18 protein-coding genes are annotated in these 23,082 nt (G+C 66.7%); 15 read left to right on the top strand and 3 right to left on the bottom strand.

Annotated elements, in window-relative coordinates; translation table 11 throughout:
* Positions 1–23: 23 nt before the first annotated feature.
* A complete protein-coding gene (locus tag BLT40_RS03590; protein WP_143025821.1) occupies positions 24–1,571 on the top strand; it encodes a putative bifunctional diguanylate cyclase/phosphodiesterase in 1,548 nt (515 codons plus the stop codon).
* Complete coding sequence (locus BLT40_RS03595) at positions 1,561–4,671, top strand: ligand-binding sensor domain-containing protein (RefSeq protein ID WP_090351428.1); 3,111 nt, start codon at positions 1,561–1,563, stop codon at positions 4,669–4,671. Before BLT40_RS03590 ends, BLT40_RS03595 begins: the two co-directional genes overlap by 11 nt.
* A gap of 51 nt (positions 4,672–4,722) precedes the next feature.
* On the opposite strand, the gene BLT40_RS03600 is transcribed toward BLT40_RS03595, so the two are convergent.
* Positions 4,723–5,205 carry a YajQ family cyclic di-GMP-binding protein gene (locus BLT40_RS03600; RefSeq protein ID WP_043694515.1) on the bottom strand — a complete coding sequence of 161 codons (483 nt, stop codon included), beginning with the start codon at positions 5,203–5,205 and terminating at the stop codon, positions 4,723–4,725.
* Positions 5,206–5,286: 81 nt separating this feature from the next.
* Here BLT40_RS03600 and BLT40_RS03605 point away from each other — a divergent pair, with 81 nt between their 5' ends.
* The 4 genes from BLT40_RS03605 to BLT40_RS03620 all read left to right on the top strand — a co-directional run bounded on the left by BLT40_RS03605 (position 5,287) and on the right by BLT40_RS03620 (position 8,657).
* Entirely contained in the window at positions 5,287–6,462 is a 1,176-nt protein-coding gene (locus BLT40_RS03605) for a BaiN/RdsA family NAD(P)/FAD-dependent oxidoreductase (protein WP_090351430.1), read from the top strand.
* A 12-nt stretch (positions 6,463–6,474) separates the two neighbouring features.
* Positions 6,475–7,356, top strand: a complete 882-nt coding sequence (locus tag BLT40_RS03610) for an NAD(P)-dependent oxidoreductase (RefSeq protein ID WP_079522983.1) — start codon at positions 6,475–6,477, stop codon at positions 7,354–7,356.
* A gap of 99 nt (positions 7,357–7,455) precedes the next feature.
* Positions 7,456–7,737, top strand: coding sequence for a hypothetical protein (locus BLT40_RS03615; protein WP_036112584.1), 282 nt, complete (start codon positions 7,456–7,458; stop codon positions 7,735–7,737).
* A gap of 74 nt (positions 7,738–7,811) precedes the next feature.
* The gene (locus BLT40_RS03620; protein ID WP_255363925.1) at positions 7,812–8,657 is read left to right on the top strand and encodes a dimethylarginine dimethylaminohydrolase family protein; all 846 of its coding nucleotides are present in this window, start codon (positions 7,812–7,814) and stop codon (positions 8,655–8,657) included.
* Positions 8,658–9,022: 365 nt separating this feature from the next.
* Here the strand turns inward: BLT40_RS03620 and BLT40_RS03625 are convergent, their stop codons facing one another.
* Together BLT40_RS03625 and BLT40_RS03630 are read right to left on the bottom strand one after the other, a co-directional pair.
* Positions 9,023–9,475 (bottom strand): YaiI/YqxD family protein, encoded by a 453-nt coding sequence (locus tag BLT40_RS03625; protein ID WP_090351434.1) that lies wholly within the window; start codon positions 9,473–9,475, stop codon positions 9,023–9,025.
* 2 nt (positions 9,476–9,477) lie between these two features.
* Positions 9,478–10,353, bottom strand: coding sequence for a PhzF family phenazine biosynthesis protein (locus BLT40_RS03630; protein WP_079522994.1), 876 nt, complete (start codon positions 10,351–10,353; stop codon positions 9,478–9,480).
* Positions 10,354–10,467: 114 nt separating this feature from the next.
* On the opposite strand from BLT40_RS03630, the gene BLT40_RS03635 reads away from it, so the two are divergent.
* From BLT40_RS03635 to lpxK, 9 genes are all read left to right on the top strand, one after another.
* Positions 10,468–11,070 (top strand): rhomboid family intramembrane serine protease, encoded by a 603-nt coding sequence (locus BLT40_RS03635; RefSeq protein ID WP_043694507.1) that lies wholly within the window; start codon positions 10,468–10,470, stop codon positions 11,068–11,070.
* Between the two features lie 172 nt (positions 11,071–11,242).
* Positions 11,243–12,364, top strand: a complete 1,122-nt coding sequence (locus BLT40_RS03640; RefSeq protein WP_090351436.1) for a histone H1-like repetitive region-containing protein — start codon at positions 11,243–11,245, stop codon at positions 12,362–12,364.
* A 109-nt stretch (positions 12,365–12,473) separates the two neighbouring features.
* Positions 12,474–13,142 carry a hypothetical protein gene (locus BLT40_RS03645; RefSeq protein WP_090351438.1) on the top strand — a complete coding sequence of 223 codons (669 nt, stop codon included), beginning with the start codon at positions 12,474–12,476 and terminating at the stop codon, positions 13,140–13,142.
* A 142-nt stretch (positions 13,143–13,284) separates the two neighbouring features.
* Positions 13,285–15,531 carry a DNA internalization-related competence protein ComEC/Rec2 gene (locus BLT40_RS03650; RefSeq protein WP_255363971.1) on the top strand — a complete coding sequence of 749 codons (2,247 nt, stop codon included), beginning with the start codon at positions 13,285–13,287 and terminating at the stop codon, positions 15,529–15,531.
* Between the two features lie 85 nt (positions 15,532–15,616).
* Entirely contained in the window at positions 15,617–18,979 is a 3,363-nt protein-coding gene (locus BLT40_RS03655; RefSeq protein ID WP_255363926.1) for a GH92 family glycosyl hydrolase, read from the top strand.
* Positions 18,980–19,222: 243 nt separating this feature from the next.
* Positions 19,223–19,882: a MotA/TolQ/ExbB proton channel family protein gene (locus tag BLT40_RS03660; RefSeq protein WP_090351444.1), complete on the top strand. Its 660-nt coding sequence runs from the start codon at positions 19,223–19,225 to the stop codon at positions 19,880–19,882.
* Positions 19,883–19,885: 3 nt separating this feature from the next.
* Positions 19,886–20,314 carry an ExbD/TolR family protein gene (locus tag BLT40_RS03665; protein WP_036112599.1) on the top strand — a complete coding sequence of 143 codons (429 nt, stop codon included), beginning with the start codon at positions 19,886–19,888 and terminating at the stop codon, positions 20,312–20,314.
* Complete coding sequence (msbA, locus tag BLT40_RS03670; protein ID WP_090351447.1) at positions 20,311–22,086, top strand: lipid A export permease/ATP-binding protein MsbA; 1,776 nt, start codon at positions 20,311–20,313, stop codon at positions 22,084–22,086. The genes BLT40_RS03665 and msbA overlap by 4 nt, the downstream gene beginning before the upstream one ends.
* Positions 22,087–22,088: 2 nt before the next feature.
* Positions 22,089–23,072 (top strand): tetraacyldisaccharide 4'-kinase, encoded by a 984-nt coding sequence (lpxK, locus tag BLT40_RS03675; protein ID WP_090351449.1) that lies wholly within the window; start codon positions 22,089–22,091, stop codon positions 23,070–23,072.
* Positions 23,073–23,082: the final 10 nt, after the last annotated feature.

The raw sequence follows: 23,082 nt of genomic DNA on the forward strand, positions 1-23,082 counted from the left end.
ATGCCGGGCCGGAGCGTGGTGTGTTGAACCATCGTAGCGTCGAGAGTGGCCTGCACCTGGCCGCATCGAAGTGTGCCCGCTGGACCCTGCCGGGGTCGGGCGACGGCACGCGTTGTGCCAATTTCGGCACCGTTGGCGCTGGACCGGGCTGGGTGGTCAGTCTGATCGTCGTCGTCGCGGTGGCCACTGCCGCCATCGTCTGGCTGGTGGGGCAGCGCCGCCAGTTGCGCAGCCGCCTGCGCGATCCACGCGAGCAGGCGCGCCGGGTGCTGGCCTTCCACGCGTATCACGACACGCTGACCGGGCTGCCGAACCGCGCCTTCCTGCTGCAGACGCTGGAGCAGGCCCTGGCCGACTCCTCCGACGATTCGCTCGCGGTCATGTTCATCGACCTGGACGGCTTCAAGTCAATCAACGACACGCTGGGCCACGAGGCGGGCGATGCCTTCCTTCAGGCGGTCGCCACCAGCCTGCGCAGCAGTGTGCGTGAGCGCGACACGGTGGCGCGCTTCGGTGGCGACGAATTCGTCGTGGTGGTGCAGGCCTATGGCGGGATGGAAAACCTCGTTCGCGTCTGCCGCAAGGTGCTGGATCTCGTATCGCAACCGGTCAGCGTGGCTGGCCAGTTCGTTGCGGTAAGCCCCAGTATCGGCGTCGCGGTATCGCCCAAGGACGGTACGGTGGCCGACATGCTGATCCGCAACGCCGACGCGGCGATGTACGCGGTGAAGGAAACCGGCAAGGCCGACTTCCGTTTTTACGAGGAGGGCATGCTCGAGCAGGCCCGCGAGCGTGTCGCGCTCACCGTCGAACTGCGCGAAGCCCTGCAGCAGGGCAATCTGGGCGTCGAATACCAGCCCAAGCGCCACCTGCGCGACGGCACGCTCGCCGGCGTCGAAGCGCTGGCCCGGTGGAACCATCCCACGCGCGGCCAGGTGCCTCCGGCCGTCTTCGTCGCGGTGGCCGAGCGCTCCGGTCTGATCCACGCGCTGGGCGAATACGTGCTGCGCGCGGTGCTCACCCAGGTCAAGGCCTGGGATGCCGCCGGCATCGCGGTCGACTACGTGGCGATCAACCTTTCCATGCACGAGCTGACCCGCCCGGCCTTCGTCGAGACGCTGCACCGCGTGGTGCGCTCGTATGGCGTGGACCCGATGCGTATCCGTTTCGAACTCACCGAATCCACGGCGATGCGCCAGCCGGAAGAGACCATGCGTCAGCTGGTCAAGCTGCGCTCGCACGGGTTCGACCTGCTGATCGACGATTTCGGCGCGGGTTACTGGAACCTCGGTCACCTTCGGGAACTCCCGGTGGGCACGATCAAGATCGACCAGTCGTTCGTGCGTGGCAGTTCGCTCAATCTGGCGGATCGCGAAATCACCGAAGCGATCGTCGGCCTCGCCAAGAAGCTCAACATGCAGACGATCGCCGAAGGCGTCGAAACCGAAGCGCAGGCCGACTGGTTGCGCGATCTCGGCTGCGACATCGGCCAGGGCTATTTCTTCGCCCGGCCGATGACCGCGGATGCCTTCAGTCGTTACCTCGACCCGACGATGGCCTATGCTGGCTGACCGCGCACCGCGGCCCGTTCGCTCACCGCGCCTCCGAGCACATCTGATTGCCCTCGCGGCCCTGCTGTGCTTTGTCGTCGCTTCGGTGGTCTCCGCGCAGGTCGGCCCGACGGGAAACACGTCGACGGTGGGCGTGGACCCGTGGGCGGTCTACGAGACCTCGTGGTTCGACACGCTGGGCGTGGCGGATGGCTTGCCCCATTCGACCACCACCGCCATCGTGCAGGACAAGCGCGGGCTGATATGGATCGGCACGTTCGGCGGCCTGGTCCGCTACGACGGCTACCGCACGCAGGTATTCGGGCAGGAGCCCGATTCCTACGCGGGCGCCGTGCTGCCCGACGCCTACGTGCGCGCCCTGATGCCGCTGGACGACGGCGGGCTGCTGATCGGCACCAACACGGGCGGCCTCGTCCGTTTCGATCCGAAGACGATGCGCTTCCACGTCTATCCGGTGGGTCCCGGCGGGACATCGCACGCGAAGATTTTCTCGATCGCCGCGTCCCGCGAGCCCAACGTGTACTGGATCGCGACGGAAGGCGGCATCGATCGCATCGACGTGACCAGCGGCCACATCGAGCGCGTCTCGGGGCTGCCGGGCGACGAAAAGGAGATGCTGCCGCGCACCTTCGTGGTGGCGGAGGATGCGGTCGGCAATCTGTGGGCCGGGGCGGATAACGGCCTGTTCGTGCGTCGTCGCGGCGGTCATTTCGAGCGCGTCGTCTCGTCGGACCCGGCGATCGACGAGATCCTGCACGATCAGGTCTGGGCCTTGCTGCCCGACAGCAAGCGGCAGCTATGGGTAGGCACCGGGCAGTCCGGGGCGATCTACATCGACACCGCCGGGAAAGGTCATGCGGTGCCGGGCCTGTCGGGCAAGAACAGCCTCGCCCACCGGCGCACCGTGCGCGCGTTCCACGAGACGCCGCAGGGTGTGCTCTGGGCCGCGACGGATGGGGCGGGGGTCGTTACCTTCGACATGAACACCGGTCGCCTGCGTCCGCTCAGCCATGACGCGGCGATGCCGTCGTCGCTGCCGGGCGACATCACCCGCGACATTTATCAGGACACCGCGGGCAACATCTGGGTCGCGACCGAACTCGGCGCGGCGCGCTACGACCCGAACGGTCGCAAGGTGTTTTCCGTGCTGCCGTCTCCGCTGGAGACCCACACGCTGTCCAACGCCAACGTGCACTCGGTGTTCGTCGATCCGCGCGGAAGGGTCTGGCTCGGCCTCGGCATGGGCCGCATCGATCTGCTCGACCTGGGCAAGGGCAGCATGCGTCACCTGCAACTCGGTGGCGAGCAGGCCGAGCGCGACGTGCAGGCCTTCGTCGTGGCGCCAGACGGGTCGATCTGGGCGGGCGCGCAGGGCATTTCGCGGATCGATCCTGAGACCTTCGAGCTGAAGAGCTCGGTGATCCCGAGTCTCGACGGCAAGCTGATCCTGTCGATGCAGCGCGATGGCGACGATATCCTCATCGGCTGCTATGACGGCCTGTTCCGCTACGACACGGCGACCGGCGCGCTGGTGCAGATGCGCCACGACGCGTCCGATCCGAAGAGTCTGGTCGGCGACCAGGTGCGTTACATCACGCGCATGCCCGGGGCGTGGTGGTTCTCCACCATCAGCGGCATCAGCATCGCGTATGACGGCAAGCCCGGCTTCGTGAATCTGCATCACGACCCGGCCGACCCGACCAGCCTGCCGCACGACTACACAGGCTCGCTGGCGTTCGATTCGCACCACCGCCTGTGGATCGGGACGTTCGGCGGTATCGCCTACCTCGACGACTTCAAGCCGGAAGGACCGTTCCGCTTCGGCGTGATCGGTGCGCGCGAGGGTCTGATCAACACCAAGATCAACGCGTTGCTGGTCGACCACGACGATCGCATCTGGGCCTCGATGGCCAACGGCGTGGCGATGGTCGATGCGAACAGCCGCCGCGTCTCCGACCTGGGTATCCGTGACGGCCTGCGCATTCCGAGCTACATCCATCGCTCCGCCGCCGAGGCGCCGGGCGGCGAACTGATGTTCGGCGGTCTGGGCGGCCTGACCGTGGTCCGTCCGTACTGGGTTGCCCCCCACGTGCCGCCGCCGCGTCTCGCCATCACGCATGTGTCGACCAACGACAAACCGCTGCCGCTCGCCGACCTGCCTGACGATGGCGGTCGCATCACGCTCGATGGCGATGGTCGCCGGCTACGTGTGGACTTCGCGCTGCTGGACTTCCGGGCGCCGTCGGAAACCCATTACGCCTACCGCATGGACGACGCGGATGGTGGCTGGAACGAGGTGGCCCGTGGCCTCCCGCCCAGTGCGATTTATACCAACCTCGCCAGCGGCACCTATACCCTGCGACTGCGCGCGACGATGCGCGGTCTGGATGCACGTACCGTGGAGTCGTCGGTTCGCGTGACCGTGGTGCCGCGCTGGTATGAAAGTCCCTGGACGCTGCTCGCCGGCGTCGCGCTCGGCGTCGTCGCGTTCTTCGGGCTCGTCTATCTGCGCACGCTGTACCTGCGCCGTCGTGCGGAGCTGCTGCAGGTTCAGGTCGACGCGCGCACACGGGACCTGAAGGCGGCCAACGAGCGACTGGATCACCTCGCCGGCACCGATGAACTGACCGGCTCGCTCAACCGTCGCCGCTTCCTCGAGCAGGCCGAGCGCGTACGCCAGGGGGCGTCCACCGACGGCATTCCGTTCAGCGTGGTCCTGCTGGATATCGACGACTTCAAGTCGGTCAACGATACGTTCGGCCATCTGGCCGGCGACACCGTGATCCGCGAGACCATGCGCGTGATCTCGTCGATGTGCCGCGCGGACGATCTCGCGGGCCGCTTCGGCGGTGAGGAGTTCATCCTCTGCCTGCCGGGCGCGCTGGCCGAGCATGCGCTGGATATCACCGAGCGCGTGCGTCATGCGCTCGGCGCGATGACGATCGTGCACGGGGACTACCGGATCCGCATCACGGTGAGTGCGGGCGTCGCCATGTGGCGGTCGCCCGAGTCGCTCAATTCGCTGCTGGGACGCGCGGACGAGGCGCTGTACGAGGCCAAGAACGACGGCCGCAACCGCAGCCGCATCGCGGGGCTGTAGAAGCGCGCAAGGCCTCTGTAGAAGCGCGCCCCGCGCGCGACACCCGTCACCTCAATCGCGGAAATTCTCGAACTGCAGCGGAATTTCCACGTCCGCCTTGCGCAGCAGCGCCATCGCCGTCTGCAGGTCGTCACGCTTCTTGCCAGTGACGCGGATCTTCTCGCCGTTGATCTGCGCCTCGACCTTCAGCTTTGCTTCCTTGATCTTCGCGATGATCTTCTTCGCGACCGGCTGCTCGATCCCCTGCTTGATGGTGACCTTCTGCCGGCCCTCGGCCAGGTTGGTCTCGACCTTGCCGACGTCCATCGAGCGCACGTCGATCTGCCGTGCGGAGAGGCGGGCGCGCAGGATGTCCATGATCTGGCCGACCTGGAATTCGTTGTCGGCACGCAGGGTCAGGACGTTCTCTTCCTGCTCGATCTTCGCCGAGGTGCCTTTCAGGTCGAAGCGCGTGGTGACCTCGCGGTTGGCCTGGTCGATGGCGTTGACGAGCTCGTGTTTGTCGACTTCCGAGACGATGTCGAAGGAGGGCATGGTGGGGTCCTTGTCTAAGGTGGCGATGACCAAGTTTACGCGACGGCGGTACCATGTGCGTTTGCACCACGGAAACCACGCATGGAATACGACGTACTCGTCATCGGGGCAGGCGCGGCGGGCCTGATGACGGCCATCGTCGCGGGCGGCCGTGGGCGGCGCGTGCTGGTGGTCGACCATGCGAACCGGGCAGGCAAGAAGATCCTGATGTCCGGCGGCGGCCGCTGCAATTTTACGAATACCGCCACCACGCCGGCCAACTTTCTCTCGGCCAACCCGCATTTCTGCAAGTCCGCGCTGGCGCGTTACACGCCCTGGGATTTCATCGCCATGGTCGACCGCCACAGGATCGCCTGGCACGAGAAGTCGCCGGGCCAGCTGTTCTGTGACGAATCGTCCAAGCTGATCGTGCGCATGCTGCTGGACGAATGCGCCGCGGCGGGCGTGCGTGTCGAGACGAACTGCGGCGTATCGCGGCTGCGTGCGACCGGCGGTGGCTTCGCCTGCGAGACCCCGCTGGGCCATGTGCGCGCCGCGTCGCTGGTGATCGCCACGGGCGGGCTGTCGATTCCCAGCCTCGGGGCCACCGGCTTCGGCTACGAGGTGGCGAAGCAGTTCGGTCATGCCGTGCTGCCGCTGCGCGCCGGTCTCGTGCCGCTGACGCTCAGCGGCAAGCACCAGGAACGCTTCGACGGGCTGGCTGGCGTGGCGCTTCCCGTCGAAGCGACGGTTGGCGATACCTCGTTCCGTGACGCCTTGCTCATCACCCATCGCGGCGTCAGTGGCCCGGCGATCCTGCAGATCTCCTCGTACTGGCAGCCCGGTGCCGACCTGCGGGTCAACCTGCTGCCGGACACGGATGCCGCCGAGGCCTTGCGCCAGGGCCAGGCCGAGCGTCCTGCCGCCGAGCTCAAGACGGTACTCTCGTCGCTGCTGCCGCGCCGTCTGGCCGAGCGCCTTTGCGAGATCTGGCTGCCCAATAAGCCGATGCGTCAATACCGCGCCGCCGAGCTCAACGATATCGGCGCACAATTGGCCGACTGGCCCATCGTCGCCAGCGGCACCGAGGGTTACCGGACCGCCGAAGTCACCCTTGGCGGTGTCGATACCGATGAGGTGTCTTCTTCCACCATGATGTCGAAAAGACATCCGGGCCTGTATTTCGTCGGGGAGGTTCTCGACGTGACCGGCCATCTCGGCGGCTACAACTTTCAATGGGCCTGGGCCTGCGGACATGCCGCCGGCCTGGCCGTCTGACAGGAGCACGACATGCGTATCGGTTTTCTCGGCCTCGGCGCCATGGGCGCGGCCATGGCCTCCAACCTCATCAAGGGCGGCCACGACGTCACCGTCTGGAACCGTTCGGCCGATGCCGCGAAGCCGTTGGCGGAGCAGGGCGCCAGGGTCGCCACCACCCCGGCCGAAGCCGCCGCGGGCGCCGAGGTCATTCACGGCATGCTGGCCAACGACGCTGCCGTGCGCCAGGTGCTGATCGACGGCGGCGTGCTCGACGCCCTGCCCAGGGGGGCGGTCCACGTGAATCACGCGACGATCTCCGTCGCGCTGGCGCGTGAGCTGGTCGAAGCGCACGAGACGCGCGGCCTGGGCTTCGTCGCCGCGCCCGTGTTCGGGCGTCCCGAGGTGGCTGCCGCCGGCGCGCTCAACATCGTCGTCGCCGGCAAGCCGGATGCCGTCGCCACGGTGCAACCGCTGCTGGATCTGCTTGCCGGCAAGATCTGGCCGATGGGCGACGACCCGATCCGCTCGGTCATCGTCAAGATCGGCGGCAACTTCATGATCGGTGCTGCTATCGAGAGCATGGCCGAGGCCACGGCGCTTACCCGTGCTCACGGCGTCTCGGCCGCCGACTTCCTGGACGTCATGTCGAATTCGCTGTTCGCCGCGCCGGTGTTCAAGAATTACGGTGGCCAGATCGCGAAGAACACCTATGAGCCGGCGGGTTTCAAGCTCAGTCTGGGCTTCAAGGACGTGGGTCTGGCCCGTTCGGCGGCCGACGCCGAGCGCGTGCCGATGCCGCTGGCCAGCCTCTTGCACGATACGCTGCTGGAATCGCTGGCACAGGGCGACGGCGACATCGACTGGGCAGGCATGGCCCGCGTGGCGGCGGCCCGCGCCCACCTCAAGGACTGAACCGTCAGAGCCGATTTACGCAAGTCTTCACAATCTCCAGCCCGGCGGGTCCGCAACAATGGGGTCCGCACGCTGTTGTGCTGTCTTGGGAACGAAGTCATGTCGGCAACCTGGAAGACGGTTTACGAGGGAGAACACGAAGGCCGCTCGGTCACGATCAAGGAATCCAACGACCACACCTTCAAGGTACTGACGAAGCAGAACTTCCACGACGAAGGCATCGCCTACCAGGAGGGCGACCGCTACGTTCACGTCTCGCCGGCCAGCGTCGGCGAGCAGGTCGAGAGCGAGGTGAACTCGCGCGACTCGCTCGAAGAGGCATTGAAGGAACTGCATTTCTCGTCGGAATCGGTCAAGGCGATCCTTGGCAAAATGCACTGACGGATCGGTAGCCGTTTCTGCCATGATGGGGGTTCGTTACCCCATACAGGCGTGTCCCGTCCATGGCAGAAACGATGTCCCCGACGATCGAGCGCACGGTTCCACGCGTGCTGATGTGCGCTCCGACATTCTTCGAGGTCAGCTACGTCATCAATCCGTGGATGACCGACCACGTGCATGACACCACCAGCGAGCGCTCGCGCCGCCAGTGGGACGCGCTGCGCGACACCGTGTCGCGCCATGCCGACGTGGCTCTCCAGCCGCCGGTGGAAGGGCTCCCGGATATGTGCTTCGCGGCCAACGCGGGCCTCGTGTTCGGCAATGCTTTTGTACCGAGCCGCTTCCGCTACGCCGAACGGCAGGGCGAGGAAGCGCATGCCCGGGCGTGGTTCTCACGTCATGGATTCGACATCGTCGATATCGCTCAAGACGTCTTCTTCGAAGGGGCGGGTGATGCGTTGTTCGACCGCGGCGTGTCGCGTCGTTTGTGGATGGGGCATGGCCATCGGTCCGATCCCGCGGCGGCATGCGAACTGGCGACGCGTCTGGATATCGAAGTCATTCCGCTGAAGCTTGCGGATCCGCGTTTCTATCACCTCGACACGTGTTTCTGTCCGCTGGTCGACGGCTACACGTTGTATTTTCCCGGCGCGTTCGACGCGGCCTCGCTGGCGTCGATCGAGAAGCACATCGCGCCGCATCTGCGAATTCCGGTGAGCGAGCACGATGCGCTGGATTTCGCCTGCAATGCGGTGAACCTCGGCAAGGTCGTGATCCTCAATCGTGCGGGACCGGATTTGCGGTCGCGGCTGGAGGGCGCCGGGTTCATGCTTATCGAGGTGGCGCTTGACGAGTTCATGAAGTCGGGTGGTGCGGCGAAGTGCCTGACGTTGCGGCTGGATGAGGTGACTGGGGTTTAAGGGCTCGGCGTTGGGGCAGGGAGCCGTCGGCTGCCGTTCCTGTCGCTAAGTCCTCCTACGGCCTTCGCCTTCGTGCGGAAGCGCTCCAGGAACGGCAGCCGACGACTCCCCTCCGGCGCTGCCGCAGGTTGTTTGGCGAGCTGAGCCGAGCCGAGCGTAAGTTGCACGCCGGGCATCCCCGCAACGCCACCGTATGCTGGCATGTCGGTGCTCTGCGCTGGACGCGCTCCGACCGGCGGCGTCACGGGCTGGAGGGTGCCGTTGGGTGTCGTTCCCGGAGCGCTTCCGCACGAAGGCGAAGGCCGTAGGAGGACTTAGCGACGGGAATGGCACCCAACGGCACCCTTGCCACAACACAAAGCTCCTCAGCTCTTTTTACGCCGAGCCAACCATTTATCGAGCTCATTCGCGAAGTTCTGCCGATCGCGTGGATGCATCGCAGCGGGCCCGCCGGTGTCGACGCCCGATCCGCGGAGCTCTTCCATGAAGTTACGCATCGAGAGGCGCGCCGCGATCGTGTCCTTCGTGTACATCTCGCCGCGCGGATGCAGCGCCAGTGCGCCTTTCTCGATCGCGAAAGCCGCCAGCGGAATGTCCTGCGTCACCACGAGGTCGCCCGGATGCACGCGGCGGACGATCTCGTCGTCGGCGACGTCGAAGCCGCCCGGGACCTGGATCGACTTGATGAACCGGGAGGCTGGCGTGCGGATCCACTGGTTGGCGACCAGGGTGACCTCGACCTGCTCGCGCTCGGCGGCACGGAACAGGATGTCCTTGACGACGTTGGGGCAGGCGTCGGCGTCGACCCAGATGTTCACGGTCAGACGTCCGTCCAGTCCACGTGGCCGTCGATGATGGTGTTGGTGCGGCCACCGACCCACACGGCCTCGCCGTCGATGCGGATGATGATGCGTGCGTCGTGGCCGACTTCGCGACCCTGGCTGACGATGTAGCCCTTTGCCAGCTGACCGGTCCGGTCGCGTTCGGCGACGTAGGCGGCGATCAGGCCGTTGGCGGCGCCCGATGCGGGGTCTTCGACGATGCCGACGCCGGCGGGAAACGCGCGCACGGCCAGGCCCTCGGCCGAGCGTGCGAACACGCACAGGCCGAGCGTATCGGTGGCCAGGGCGAGGCCGCGGATGGCTGCGTGGTCGGGGCGCCAGCTTCGCAGCGCGGCTTCGTCGGCGAATTCAGCGACCCACCAGCGACGGCCACCTTCGACACAGGCCGGAGGCAGTGCGCCGAGCTGCACGCCGTAGAGAACGGCGGACAGGGTCTCGCCGCCGTGCGACGCGTCACCGACGATGCGTGCCTTCGGCGACTGCACGAAGAGTTCACGGGAGGGACCTTCGCCTTCGACGCGGATCGGCAGGACGCCGGCGCCGCATTCCTGCCAGATGACGCCGGCTGCATCGGGTTTCACCAGGCCGGCATCGAGCGCGGCATGCGCGCTGCCGATCGTCGGGTGGCCGGCGAAGGGGATCTCCTTGGTCGGCGTGAAGATGCGCGCACGATAATCCGCACCGGCGGCGCGCGCGGGCATCAGAAACGTGGTTTCGACCAGGTTGGTCCAGTGGGCGAAGCGCTGCATGCGCGCGTCCGACCAGCCGTCGGCTTCGACGACGACACCGAGCGGATTGCCGCCGCCGTGACGGGCGGCGAAGACGTCGAGCTGCTTGTAACGGGTCGAAGGCATCGGTGGGACCGGATCGATGGGGGAGGGCGCCATGATAGCCGCATCATTCGACATCGGGCCCCGCAAGCGCGAAGATGCGCGCTGGTTCGACCCCTGAAGGACACTGTTCCAGGCATGATTACGCTGATCATCATCCTCGTGACCTGCGTGGTCTCGATCGTCGCATTCCGCAACCAGCGCCTGCTGGACGACCTCATCCTCTGGCCGCCGGCCCTGTCGCGAAGCCGTGAGTACTACCGGCTGGTGACCTATGGCCTGGTCCACGCGGACATGGGCCACCTGTTCTTCAACATGTTCTCGCTGTACTTCGTCGGCCGCAGCATGGAGCAGCTGTTCACGCAGGAGATGGGGCCGCTGGGCTTCGTCACCTTCTACATCGGTGCGCTGGTCTTCTCGATCCTGCCGTCATACATGGCCAACCGTCGCAACGCGGGCTATCGCAGCCTGGGGGCGTCGGGTGCGGTGTCCGCCATCCTCTTCGCGTTCATCCTGGTCCAGCCCTGGGCACGCATCATCGTGTTCATCGTGCCGATGCCGGCGATCCTCTATGCCGTTCTTTTCGTGGTCTATTCGATCTACATGGACAAGCGCGGCGGTGACAACGTCAACCACAGCGCGCACCTGTGGGGCGCGGCTTATGGCGTCATCTTTACGATCGCACTGGAGCCGCGCGTGCTGCCGTATTTCCTGCAGACGCTGATGAATCCGCGGTTCTGATCGCCCCGAACCTGAATTCTTTCCGACGGATTTGTGTGACTTCGGGCGACGGCTGATACATCATGCGGTTGTCCGCGACGAAGACCTATCACTTTTGAGTCGTCCGGCATGCACGCGGGTTTCCCCCGGTGGGGTGGTTCGCGTCGGCTACTACCGCAGGAGGAATGAACGCATGGCTACGACCCGCAAGTCCGCCGCGAAGAAGTCCGCGGCAAAGAAGACGGCTACGAAGAAGACCGCCGTCCGGAAGGCTGGTGTCTCCGCCGCCGCGAAGAAGACGGCCCGTACGAGTGCCGCACGTCCGGCAGCGAAGAAGACGGTCGCTAAGAAGACCGCCGCCAAGAAGACCGCCGCTAAGAAGACTGTGGTGAAAAAGGCGGTGGCGAAGAAGGGCACGGTCGGGAAAACCGCCGTCAAGAAGTCGCTGGCGAAGAAGGCTGCTGTGAAGAAGGCGGCCGTAAAGAAATCGCCGGCGAAGAAAGCGCCGACCCGCAAGGTCGCTGCGAAGAAAGCCGTCAGCAAAACCGCTGCGCGTAAGGTCGCAGGCAAGAAAGCCGCGGTGAAGAAGGTCGCCAGCCGGCCGTCGACGCGCAAGTCGGCGGCGAAGAAGGCGCCCGCCCGCAAGGTCGCTGCCGCGAAGAAGGTCGCGACGAAGTCGCCGTCCCGTCATGCCGCCGCCAGCAAGAGTCCGGCGAAGAAGGCGGCGGTAAAGAAGGCCGCGAGCAAGTCGGTCGTACGGAAGGCACCGGCGAAGAAAGCGTCGGTCCCGGCGACGTCGGCTACGGCGGCACCCGCGTCCAGGAAGTCCGCGCCGCGTTCGTCCGCTGCGCACCCCGTCGAGCACAAGCCCGTCCAGCGGGCACCGGAAACCAGGGCGGCACGCCAGCCGTCCCCGTCCGTGGCGAAGCCGAAGGCGACACCGGCGCCAACGCCAACGCCTAAGCCCACATCGGGCGCCAGCTCGACGCCCGTCGCGAAGGCCGCACCCAGGCCGCGTCCGAAACCCGTTCCGGCACCCGCTCCCGCGCCTTCACCCGCCGCTGAGCCTTCGGCCGACGAACCGGTTCAGCACATCAGCCAGGAAGAAGCGGTCGCGCATATCCAGGCGTTGCTCGATGCCAAGCGCGAACGCGATCGTCAGCCACCGACATGGCCCACGGGCGACAACGGCAACGGTACGCCGGCCGTGCAGCCAGGCAATGAGCCCAACCCCGCTCCGAAGTCGCCATCGGCGGAAGCGACTCACGCCAACGCGGCGCACGAGCGCGGCGATCAACAGAAAGACAAAGGCTGACATGCAGCCTGAATGAAAGGGAAGGGCCGCCACGTGCGGCCCTTCTCGTTTTAGCGGCCATTCAATCGCGCGAGCGCAGTGTCCAAAGCGCCATCTGCCGAGGTTCCCCATGCGTACCGCGCGCGTCTTGCTGTTGACCCTGGCCGTCTGCCTTCCGCTCACCGGGTGCTACTACGACCCGGGCTACGGCTATGTCCGTAATGGCTCCGGCGGCGATGCCTACTACGGTGAAGAGACCACGACGACGGTCGTCGATCCCGGCTACGGCTACTACGACAATGGCTATGGCTACGGTCCGGGTTGCTGCTATTCGGGCGTCACGGTTGGGGCGGTGTGGTACGACTATGGCGGTCGTCGGTATTACCGCGGTCGCGATGGGTATTACTTCGACCGCGACGGGCATCGCGGCCCGCCTCCGGGTCGCGGCGACCGGCGACCGCCTCCCGGCGGCTGGCACGGTGGCGACGACGATCACCGGCCGCCCGGAGGCTGGCAAGGCGGCAATCGTCCCGGCGGCTGGCAAGGTGGCCGTCCCGGTGGCGATCGCCCCGGCGGCTGGCAAGGTGGCCGTCCCGGTGGCGACCGGCCCGGCGGTTGGCAGGGCCAGCGTCCGCCGCAGAACGGGGATGCCGGAGGCGGTAACCGTCCGCCGCCGCCCGGCGGCTGGCACGGCGGTGACCGTCCTGCCGGCGGCAACCCCAATGCGCGCCCTCCCGGGCAGCGCATGCGGGACGACAACGGCCCGCGTAACGATCGCCGCGGCAATCGCGATCGGTAAGCGCTGACGCCGCAACGCGGACCACGCTGAGGTCGTCGCCACATACGCTGGCGACTCTCCGAGTCGATGACCAACGGTGTTTCGCGTCCCTGCTGTCTCCCTCATTACCGTGGCGGTCGCCGCGCTGCTCGGTTGCACGTGGGTGCAAGCGGCGCGGCCGCTTCCTCCGTGGCCGGTATGTGCGCTCATGGCGTTCGTATCGCTCTGCGCGGCACTGCGTGCGCGGCGACGCCCGGCCTTGTGCCATGTCGCCCTGGTGTCGGCCTTCGCGGCATGGGCGGCGCTGCACGGCGTGCGAGCGTTCGAGGCACGGCTGCCGCGTGAGCGCGAAGGCGACGATGTCACACTCGTCGGACATGTCATCGAGCTACCCCGCCGCATCGACGCCGACACCAGCCTCGTTTTCGTTCCTGACGATGCGACCGGCAACGACGCGGCCTTGCGGGGCAAACTCCGCCTCACGTGGTACCGGGCCGAGGCACCGCCGCGCGCCTGCGAGCGATGGCGACTCACCGTACGTCTGCGTCGTCCGCGCGGTTCGCTCAATCCCGGGGGCAACGATGCGGAGCGCGGCGCGCTGCAACGGGGTGTGGTGGCGACGGGCTACGTGCGCCCCTCGGCAGACAACGAACGACTGGCGACAGGCACGTGCGTCGACGGCTGGCGATCCGCGATCGCGGATGCGCTGGACCGGCAGCTCGGCCCGCAGGGTTCCCGTGTCGTCAAGGCACTCACCGTCGGCGACACGCGAGGTCTCGACGCGTCGGACTGGGACGTCGCGCGCGCTACGGGCGTCTCCCACCTCATCGCCATTTCCGGCTTCCATGTGGGGGTCGCCGCCGGCGGTGGTCTGCTGCTGGTCCGCCTGCTTTATGCGCTGTTGCCGTGGCTGGCGCTGCGCGTGCCACGGCCCATCGCACAGTCGGTCGCAGGCCTCGCCGTTGCGGGCGTCTACGGCCTGCTGGCGGGGATGGGGCTGCCGACCACGCGCACACTGTTGATGATCGCGGTGGTGGGTGTCGCGGCATGTCTTCGTCAGCGGACCCATGGCCTGACGATGCTTGCCCTCGCGTTGCTGGCGGTGCTGATCGTGGCGCCGCTGTCCGTCCTGTCGGCGGGCTTCTGGATGTCGTTCGCGGGCGTCGGCTTCCTGATGGTCTGTGTCGCGCCGCGCGCACAAGGCTGGTGGGGCTGGGTCGGCGAGCTGTTGCGTGCGCAAGCCGCGATGAGTCTCATCCTGCTGCCGATGTCGCTGTGGTGGTTCGGCAGCGCCTCGCTGGCCGGCTTCATCGCCAACCTGGTGGCCGCGCCGCTCGTGAGTTTCGTCGTCGTGCCGATGTGCCTTGTCGGCTGCGCGCTGCTGGCGTGGCCGGTGCTGGCAGGCCCCTTGCTCGACGGTGCGGCATGGTTGGTGGAAGCGCTGTGGCAAGGGCTGGCGTTGATGGCGCAGTTGCCTGCCGCGCGTCTGGGCGTCGCCGAAGCGGGGCTGTCGACAGTCCTGCTGGCGACGTTCGGCGCGGCGTGGCTGTTCATTCCCCGGGGTGTCCCGTTGCGCGGTTATGGTGCCTTGCTCTGCCTTCCGTTGCTGCTGCCTCCGCGAGACGAACCGGCGCACGGCGCGTTTCGCGCATGGGTGCTGGATGTGGGGCAGGGCCTGGCCGTGCTGGTGCGCACACGCTCGCATACGCTGGTCTACGACGCGGGCCCGGCATGGGCGGGAGGGCGGGACGCCGGTAGCGGCGTGGTGCTTCCCGCCGTTACGGCACTGGGTCTGTCGCCGGTGAACCGACTGGTCATCAGCCATGGCGATCGCGACCATGCCGGCGGCGCGGCATCCATCGCCGCGCGCTATCCGTCCGCGGAGCGCCTGTCCGGCGAGCGTCGCCGGCTGTCGTTCGAGGCGGAGCCCTGTACCCCCGATCGATCCTGGTCGTGGGACGGTGTGGACTTCCGCTTCCTCGTCGTGCCGCGCGAGCGCAGCGGCAAGACGCCGGGTAACGACCGTTCCTGCGTCCTGTCCATCGAAGGGGAAGGGGGCCGGTTGTTACTCACCGGGGACATCAGCGATCGTGCCGAGCGACGCATGGATCCGGCGTCGCTCGCCGTGGACGTCCCGACCGTCACCACGGTGGCTCATCACGGCAGCCGTCATGGCTCGAGCGACGCGTGGCTGGCCGCGGTGGCTCCGGTCCTCGGCGTGGCTTCGGCCGGCTATCGCAACCGCTTCCACCATCCGCATCCCGCGGTCGTGCAGCGTTACCGGGCGGCCGGTGGCGACGTGGTCGTGACCGCGGATACCGGTGCCGTTCGCGTCGATTTTCCGGTCCGGAACGGTCCCCGGCGGGTCCGCGAGTGGCGCCGCCCGAAGGATCGCTACTGGCGCGAGTGACCGGCGTTGTGTTGCAGCGCGGTTTGACATTCCAAATTTAGAACGATTTAAATGGGGATTCCGCACTCAAGGGGATAGACGCGTGATGCGATCGAAGCAGGGTTGGGGCAGGACGGCATTCGTCCTGGCGATGGCGGCTATGGTGGTACCCGTAGGGGCCCTCGCGGCCAATCAGCGCTTCGACAGCTCATTCGAGCCGGGTGATCCCGCGCTGGCGAACAAGGTGCCGGGCGGTCTCGACGTCAGCCTGGTCGGCGGCCCGCCCGCCGAAGCCGTCCTTACGGCCAAAGCCAATGTCGGTTTCACCGGTACGCACTCGCTGCGCTACGCCGGCAACTCCACGGGCGCGCCCAACACGGCGAAGCTGTTCGACACCGATATCCGCGTCGGCGAGGGCACCACGCTGTCCTGGCTGGTCTTCCCGCGATCGAATAAGGACGACCTCGCCAATCCGGCCAACTACGTCGCCGTGGATCTCGTCTTCGACGATGGCTCCCGCCTGTCGACCACGGGAGCGCGCGACCAGCACCGTATCGCCGCCACGGCGAAGGCGCAGGGCGAAGGCCGCGTGCTCTATCCCGACCAGTGGAACTACGTCAGCGTGGATCTGGGCGCGGTCGCCAAAGGCCGTCGTGTCCGCTCCATTGAGCTGGTCGCCGACGCACCGCCGGGCGAAGCCTTCGAAGGCTTCATCGACGACGTGCGCATCGGCACGGCAACGCCCGTGTCCAGCACGCATCCCACCGACTACGTGGACACGCGCCGTGGTTCCAATGCCAACGCCAACTTCTCGCGCGGCAACAACTTCCCTGCCGTGGCGACGCCGCACGGCTTCAACTTCTGGACGCCGGTGACCAACGCCGGTTCCAACTGGCTCTACCAGTACCAGGAGCGTAACGGCGACGACAATCGCCCCCGCATCGAGGCATTCGCGCTGTCGCATGAGCCTAGCCCGTGGATGGGTGAGCGGCAGACCTTTCAGGTCATGCCCGCACAGGCGGAGTCGGGCGCACCTGCGCTGAAGCGCGAAGCGCGTGCGCTGGCGTTCGGCCACGATGCCGAGGTGGCGCATCCGGACTATTACCGCGTGCGTTTCGACAACGGCGTGACCACCGAAATCACGCCGACCGACCATGCGGCGATGTTCCGCTTCACCTTTACGGGCAGGCGTTCGCAGCTCATTTTCGACAACCTCAACGACAAGGCCGAAGTCACACTGGATCCGGGTCATCGCGCGATTCAGGGCTGGTCCGACGTCAGGAGCGGCCTGTCGACCGGTGCCACGCGTCTGTTCTTCTATGCCGAGTTCGACCGCGATGTGTCGGAGAGCGGCCGTCTGACCGGCGAGAAGCGCGACGCCGCCTCGGCATGGTTCGGCTTCGACACCGCCAAGAAGGGCAATCGCACGGTCAACATGCGCATCGCCACGTCGCTGATCTCGGTCGATCAGGCCAGAGCCAATCTCGGTCAGGAAATCGCGACCGCCGATACCTTCGACAGCGTGCGCGAACGCGCCCGCAAGGCCTGGGACGACCGCCTCGACATGATCAAGGTCGAAGGGGCATCGCCCGACGAGCGCACGATCCTCTATTCGAACCTGTACCGTCTGTTCCTGTACCCGAACCAGGCCTACGAAAACACGGGTACGAAGGACAGGCCGGTGTGGCGCTACGCCAGCCCGTTCTCCGCGCCGGCCGGCCCGAACACGCCGACGCAGACCGGCGCACGCGTGGTCGAGGGCCAACCCTACGTCAATAACGGCTTCTGGGATACGTATCGCACGGCGTGGCCGGCTTATGTCCTGTTTACGCCGACCGAAGCGGGCAAGATGATCGACGGTTTCGTGCAGCAGTACCGCGACGCCGGCTGGATCGCGCGCTGGTCCTCGCCCGGTTATGCCGATCTGATGGTGGGTACCAGTTCGGACGTGGCCTTCGCCGATGCATGGCTCAAGGGCGTGCGTAACTTCGATGTGTCGGCGTTCTATCAGTCGGCGATCCGCAACGCCTCGACGGTCAGTGACGTGAAGGGCACGGGCCGCAAGGGCATCGAGCGTTCGCTGTTCAACGGCTACACCGACGACAAGGTGCACGAAGGCCTGTCGTGGTCGATGGACGGCTATATCAGCGACTTCGCGATCGGCAACCTCGCCGCCGCGCTGTCGAAGGAGCCGGCCGCGGCCGGTGACTACAAGGCCTACGCGGACGATGCCGCCTGGTACCGCTCGCGTGCGGTCGGCTACGCCAACCTGTTCGATCCGGCCGTCGGCTTCTTCGTCGCCCGCGACCCGGCTGGCAAGTGGCGCTGGACCGACAAGGACTTCAGCCCGATCCGCTGGGGCGGCGACTACACCGAGACCAACGCCTGGAACATGGCGTTCCACGCACCGCAGGATGGTGCCGGCCTGGCCGCGCTGTACGGCGGTCGCGAAGCGCTGGCCGCCAAACTCGACCAGTTCTTCAGCGCGCCGGGCAAGTTCGACGTGGGCGACTACGGCGACGTGATCCACGAAATGCTCGAGGCGCGCGATGTCCGCATGGGCCAGTACGGCCATTCCAATCAGCCGTCGCACCACATCATCTGGATGTACGACGAGGCCGGCCAGCCGTGGAAGACGCAGGACAAGCTGCGTGACGCCGTGTCGCGCCTGTATGTCGGCAGCGAGATCGGCCAGGGCTACCCGGGTGATGAGGACAACGGCGAGATGTCGGCGTGGTGGCTGTTCGGCGCCGCCGGTTTCTACCCGCTGCGCATGGGCACGCCCGAATACGTCATCGGCGCGCCGCACTTCCCGCACATGACCATCCGCCTCGAAAACGGCGCGAGCATCGACATCCGTGCGCCGGGCGTCAGCGACACCAATCGCTATGTGCAGTCGCTCAAGGTGAACGGGCAGGTGTGGGACAAGGTCACCTTGCCGCATGAGCTGCTGGCCAAGGGCGCCACGCTGGACTTCGAGATGGGTCCGGCGCCGTCGAGGTGGGGTACGGGTGAGGACGCGTTGCCTGCGTCGATCACGGCGGAGGGCGCGAAGCCCGCGCCGCTGGTTGACCTGACCGCCGACGGCGGCAAGGCGTTCGGTTCGGTTAAAGCCGACGAGCTGGCCAGGCTGTTCGACAACACCTCGGACACCACGGCTCACCTCGATGCCACGGGCGCGGCGCTCGGCTGGCACTTCGCCAAGCCGGTGACCGTGGAGATGCTGACCCTGACGTCCAGCGCGAAGCCGGCCGATCCGTCGGGCTGGGTGCTGGAGGGTTCCAGCGACGGCAAGCACTACACGCCGGTCGATGAGCGCAAGGGTGAGACCTGGCCGTGGCGTCGGCAGACGCGCGCCTTCGCCGTGGCGACACCGAAGGCGTATGCCTGGTATCGCCTGCGTCTGGTGGCGGCTGACCCGGCGGCGGGTGTGGATATCAGCGAAGTGGAGTTCCTCGGCCACCGCTGAGAGCTTCACTCTGGCGGGGCCTGTGGACATTGCCTGCCCTGGTAGGAGCCAGCCCTGCTGGCGATTCATGCTTGCCTCGGTTCTTCGTGGAGACTGAGGCAAGATCCTTTCGCCAGCAGGGCTGGCTCCTACCAGAGCCGGCCTCTGGAGCTGGCCGTTCGCCGTAGTGTTAAGAGCGCCTCAGTCCCTTTCCCGGGCCCTGCTATGATGCGCACCTGACTCAAAAGTACCTCCGGGGTTCACGTGCTCGAGATCCTTCTCGCTGGCGGCTGGGCATTGCTGCCGATCCTGATCTGCTCGCTGGTCGCCATGGCGATCGTGTTCGAACGCTTCTGGGCCCTGCGTCGGGCGGCCGTGCTGCCGCCGGGGCTGGGTGAAGAGGTGCGGCAGTGGGCCCGCTCGGCACAGCTGGACGCGGCGCACCTTGCCGCGTTGGAGAAGGGGTCGCCGCTGGGCGAGCTGTTCGCTGGCGCGCTGGCCGTGCGCGACCGTCCGCGTGAGCTCATCAAGGAGCGCATCGAGGACAGCGGCCGTCACGTGGTCCACCGCATGGAGCGCTACCTCAATACGCTCGGCACCATCGCCCTGATCGGTCCGCTGCTCGGCCTGCTGGGCACGGTCATCGGCCTGATCCGCATGTTCATGGGCGTGATGGCCGGCGGTATCGGCGACCCGACCAGGATGGCCGGCGGTATCGGCGAAGCCCTGATCTGCACGGCCTTCGGCCTGATCGTCTCGATCCCGGCCTACGTACTGCACCGTTATTTCCGCTCCAGGGTAAGCGGCTACGTCGTCCAGATGGAAAAAGAGGCGACAGCGCTGCTCGACGACCTGTCGGTCCCGCGTCCCGCCGCGCCGCGTCGTCGCACCGCCGCGGAAGCTGCCGCGCCGCAGGCTGGCTGATCCATGCGCATCGGTTCCCGCCGTGAGGACGACTTCGAGATAAACGTGATCTCGCTGATCGACGTCCTGCTCACCCTGCTGATGTTCTTTGTGCTCAGCACCACCTTCGTCCAGCATTCGCGCCTCAAGGTCAACCTGCCCAAGGCGGACAGCGAGGCGCGCGAAGGCACCGACAACGCGCTCAACGTTGTCATCGACCGCGACGGCCATTATTCCGTCGGCAGCGACGAAGTCATGGGCGAGGGCATCGAGCCGCTCAAGACCGCCATCCAGCGCGTCGCGGGCGACGATCGCAATCGCCTCGTGGTGATCCGTGCCGATGCGATGACCCCCCACCAGAACGTCGTGCGCGCCATGGATGCGCTGGGCCAGGTCGGATTTACGCGCCTGTCCATCGCCACGACCCCGTCCGAGGCGGCTTCGGCCCAGTGAGTACTCCACGCGTTTCGGTCTGGGATGTCCGCACCTGGCAGACGTACAAGCGTCTGCTCAGCTACACGAGACGGTTCCGCACCGCCGGCATCATCGCCATCATCGGCATGATCATCGACCCGGCCTGCCTCTCGTTGTTCACCAACCTGCTGCAGCCGCTGATCGACAACCTGTTCATCGCACGCGATCCGCACACGATCTTCTGGATGCCCATCTGGATCATCTGCATCTTCGCGGTGCGTGGCGTGGCCTCGTACTGCACCGACTACGGCATCGCCTTCGTCGGTCGCAACGTGGTCCAGGCGATCCGCATCGAGGTGTTTGCCGCATATCTGCGCCTGCCGTCGACGTTCTTCGCCAGGGAGCCGTCGGGTCAGCAGATCTCCCGCATCACCTACACGAGCGAGCAGGTCGCGGCGGCATCGTCGGATTCGCTCAAGGTCGCGGTGACCGAAGGCCTCACGGTCGTCGGCCTGCTTGCGGTCATGCTCTACCAGAGCGCGTATCTCGCGATGGCGTTGCTCGTACTGGTGCCTTGCGTGGTGGTCATCGTCACGGTGATCAGCCGCCGCTACCGCAAGATCAGCAAGCGCATCCAGGGCAATATGGGCACCGTGACCAGCGCCGTCGAAGAAGCGGTCGCGGCCAATCGCGAAGTGCGCATCTACGGTGGCCAGGCGCGCGAGGGCGACCGCTTCGGCGCGATCGCCGACCGCCAGCGCCGGCTCAATCTCAAGGTGTCCGCCACCAGCGCAGCCTCCAGCGCGACCATCCAGACCGTCGGCGCCATGGCGCTGGCGACACTGGTGTTCCTGGGCACGCGCCCCGGCGTCATCGAGACGATCACCCCGGGCGTGTTCACCGCCGTGCTGACCGCGATGGGCGGCATGCTGCCGTCGCTGAAGCGACTGGCCGGCATCCAGTCGAACCTGCAGAAGGGCGTGAGCGCGGCGGAAGACCTGTTCGCGATCATCGACGAGCCGCCGGAAGTCGACCAAGGCACCGAGAACCTGGTCCGTACCAGGGGTGACATCCGTTTCGAAGGCGTCAAGCTGGTCTACGAGCGCAACGACCATATCGCGCTGCGCGGCGTCGACCTGGTCTGCGCCCCCGGCACGGTCACCGCCCTGGTCGGTCGTTCCGGTAGCGGCAAGTCCAGCCTCGTCAGTCTGCTGCCGCGTTTCTACGAGCCGACCGAAGGCAACATCCTGATCGACGGCCGCGACTATGCGCAGTACACGCTGGCCTCGTTGCGCCGACAGATCGCCTGGGTCGGCCAGCACGTGGTGCTGTTCGACGACACCGTCGCCGCCAACATCGCCTACGGCGAGATGGCCGGTGCCGCCGAGGCGGACATCATCGCCGCCGCGAAGGCCGCCAACGCGATGGAGTTCATCGAGCGCCTGCCCGAAGGCCTCAATACGCAGATCGGCCAGGGCGGCAACTCGCTCTCCGGTGGTCAGCGCCAGCGCATCGCGATCGCCCGTGCCATCCTGAAGAACGCGCCGATCCTCGTCCTCGACGAAGCGACCAGCGCGCTCGACACCGAATCCGAGCGCCTGATTCAGGACGCGCTGACCCGCCTCATGCGCGACCGCACCACGCTGGTGATCGCGCACCGCCTGTCCACCATCGAACACGCCGATCAGATCGCCGTGATGGAGCAGGGCAGGATCATCGAACTCGGCACGCACCGCGAGCTGCTCGACAAGCAGGGCCAGTACGCCGCCCTGCATCGCATGCAGTTCCACGAGCAGGTCTCCGAGGGCTGACCGTGGCCCTCGGAACGTCGTTACAGAGGCGTTGGTACGGGGGCGGGAAGCCGCCCTTGTGGACGCTGCCTCTTGAAGCGTTGTACCGCGCCGTTGTCGCTCGTCGCGCGGAACGTTTTCGACGTGACGCATCAAGCGTTGTGAAGCTGTCCGTGCCGGTTGTCGTGGTGGGCAATATCACCATCGGCGGTACCGGAAAAACACCGCTTATCGTCGCGCTGGCCAGAGCGATGGCCGAGCGCGGGTTCAAGCCCGGCATCGTGAGCCGCGGGTACGGTGGGTCCGAGCGTGGCCCGTACCTGCTCACCGGCAGCGACGATTCCTCGAAGGTCGGCGACGAGCCCACCCTGATCCGCCAGAGCGGCTTTCCTGTCGCCATCGGTCGCGAGCGTCCCGAAGCCGCGCAACTCCTGATCGATGCGGGTTGCGATCTGATCCTCGCCGACGATGGCCTGCAGCATCACCGCCTCGGTCGCGACGTGGAAATCTGCGTCATCGACGGCGAGCGTCGCCTCGGCAACGGCCGCCTGCTGCCCGCCGGGCCATTGCGCGAACCGGCCAGTCGCCTCGCACAAGTCGACTTCATCGTCGTCAACGGCCACACCGGTCAGCCGAACGAAATCGTCATGACGCTGGAAGGCGGCATCGCGATCAACATGGCCGACCCCTCGCGCACGGCACCGCTCGCCGACTTCGCCGGCCGCCCCGCACATGCCGTCGCAGGCATCGGCAATCCGGCGCGCTTCTTCGCCAGCCTGACCGCGCAGGGCATCGCCGTGGACGGTCACCCATTCGCCGACCATCATGCATTCACCCGCGACGACTTGACGTTCGCCGACGGTTGCCCCGTCCTGATGACTGACAAGGATGCGGTGAAATGTCGTTCGTTCGCGCGCGAGAACTGGTGGCGCGTCCCGGTGAGTGCGTCGTTGCCGCCGTCGTTTTATGACGACGTCGCGGCGTGCGTCGCACGTAAGCGATCATAGATAAGGTTTT

Source organism: Dyella sp. 333MFSha (genome assembly GCF_900102405.1).
GTDB classification, from domain to species: domain Bacteria; phylum Pseudomonadota; class Gammaproteobacteria; order Xanthomonadales; family Rhodanobacteraceae; genus Luteibacter; species Luteibacter mycovicinus.

Coding starts and splice junctions, on each gene's coding strand:
- BLT40_RS03595 (WP_090351428.1), top strand. CDS start 1,561: ATGCTGGCTGACCGCGCACCGCGGCCCGTTCGCTCACCGCGCCTCCGA.
- BLT40_RS03600 (WP_043694515.1), bottom strand. CDS start 5,205: ATGCCCTCCTTCGACATCGTCTCGGAAGTCGACAAACACGAGCTCGTC.
- BLT40_RS03605 (WP_090351430.1), top strand. CDS start 5,287: ATGGAATACGACGTACTCGTCATCGGGGCAGGCGCGGCGGGCCTGATG.
- BLT40_RS03610 (WP_079522983.1), top strand. CDS start 6,475: ATGCGTATCGGTTTTCTCGGCCTCGGCGCCATGGGCGCGGCCATGGCC.
- BLT40_RS03615 (WP_036112584.1), top strand. CDS start 7,456: ATGTCGGCAACCTGGAAGACGGTTTACGAGGGAGAACACGAAGGCCGC.
- BLT40_RS03620 (WP_255363925.1), top strand. CDS start 7,812: ATGTCCCCGACGATCGAGCGCACGGTTCCACGCGTGCTGATGTGCGCT.
- BLT40_RS03630 (WP_079522994.1), bottom strand. CDS start 10,353: ATGCCTTCGACCCGTTACAAGCAGCTCGACGTCTTCGCCGCCCGTCAC.
- BLT40_RS03635 (WP_043694507.1), top strand. CDS start 10,468: ATGATTACGCTGATCATCATCCTCGTGACCTGCGTGGTCTCGATCGTC.
- BLT40_RS03640 (WP_090351436.1), top strand. CDS start 11,243: ATGGCTACGACCCGCAAGTCCGCCGCGAAGAAGTCCGCGGCAAAGAAG.
- BLT40_RS03645 (WP_090351438.1), top strand. CDS start 12,474: ATGCGTACCGCGCGCGTCTTGCTGTTGACCCTGGCCGTCTGCCTTCCG.
- BLT40_RS03655 (WP_255363926.1), top strand. CDS start 15,617: ATGCGATCGAAGCAGGGTTGGGGCAGGACGGCATTCGTCCTGGCGATG.
- BLT40_RS03665 (WP_036112599.1), top strand. CDS start 19,886: ATGCGCATCGGTTCCCGCCGTGAGGACGACTTCGAGATAAACGTGATC.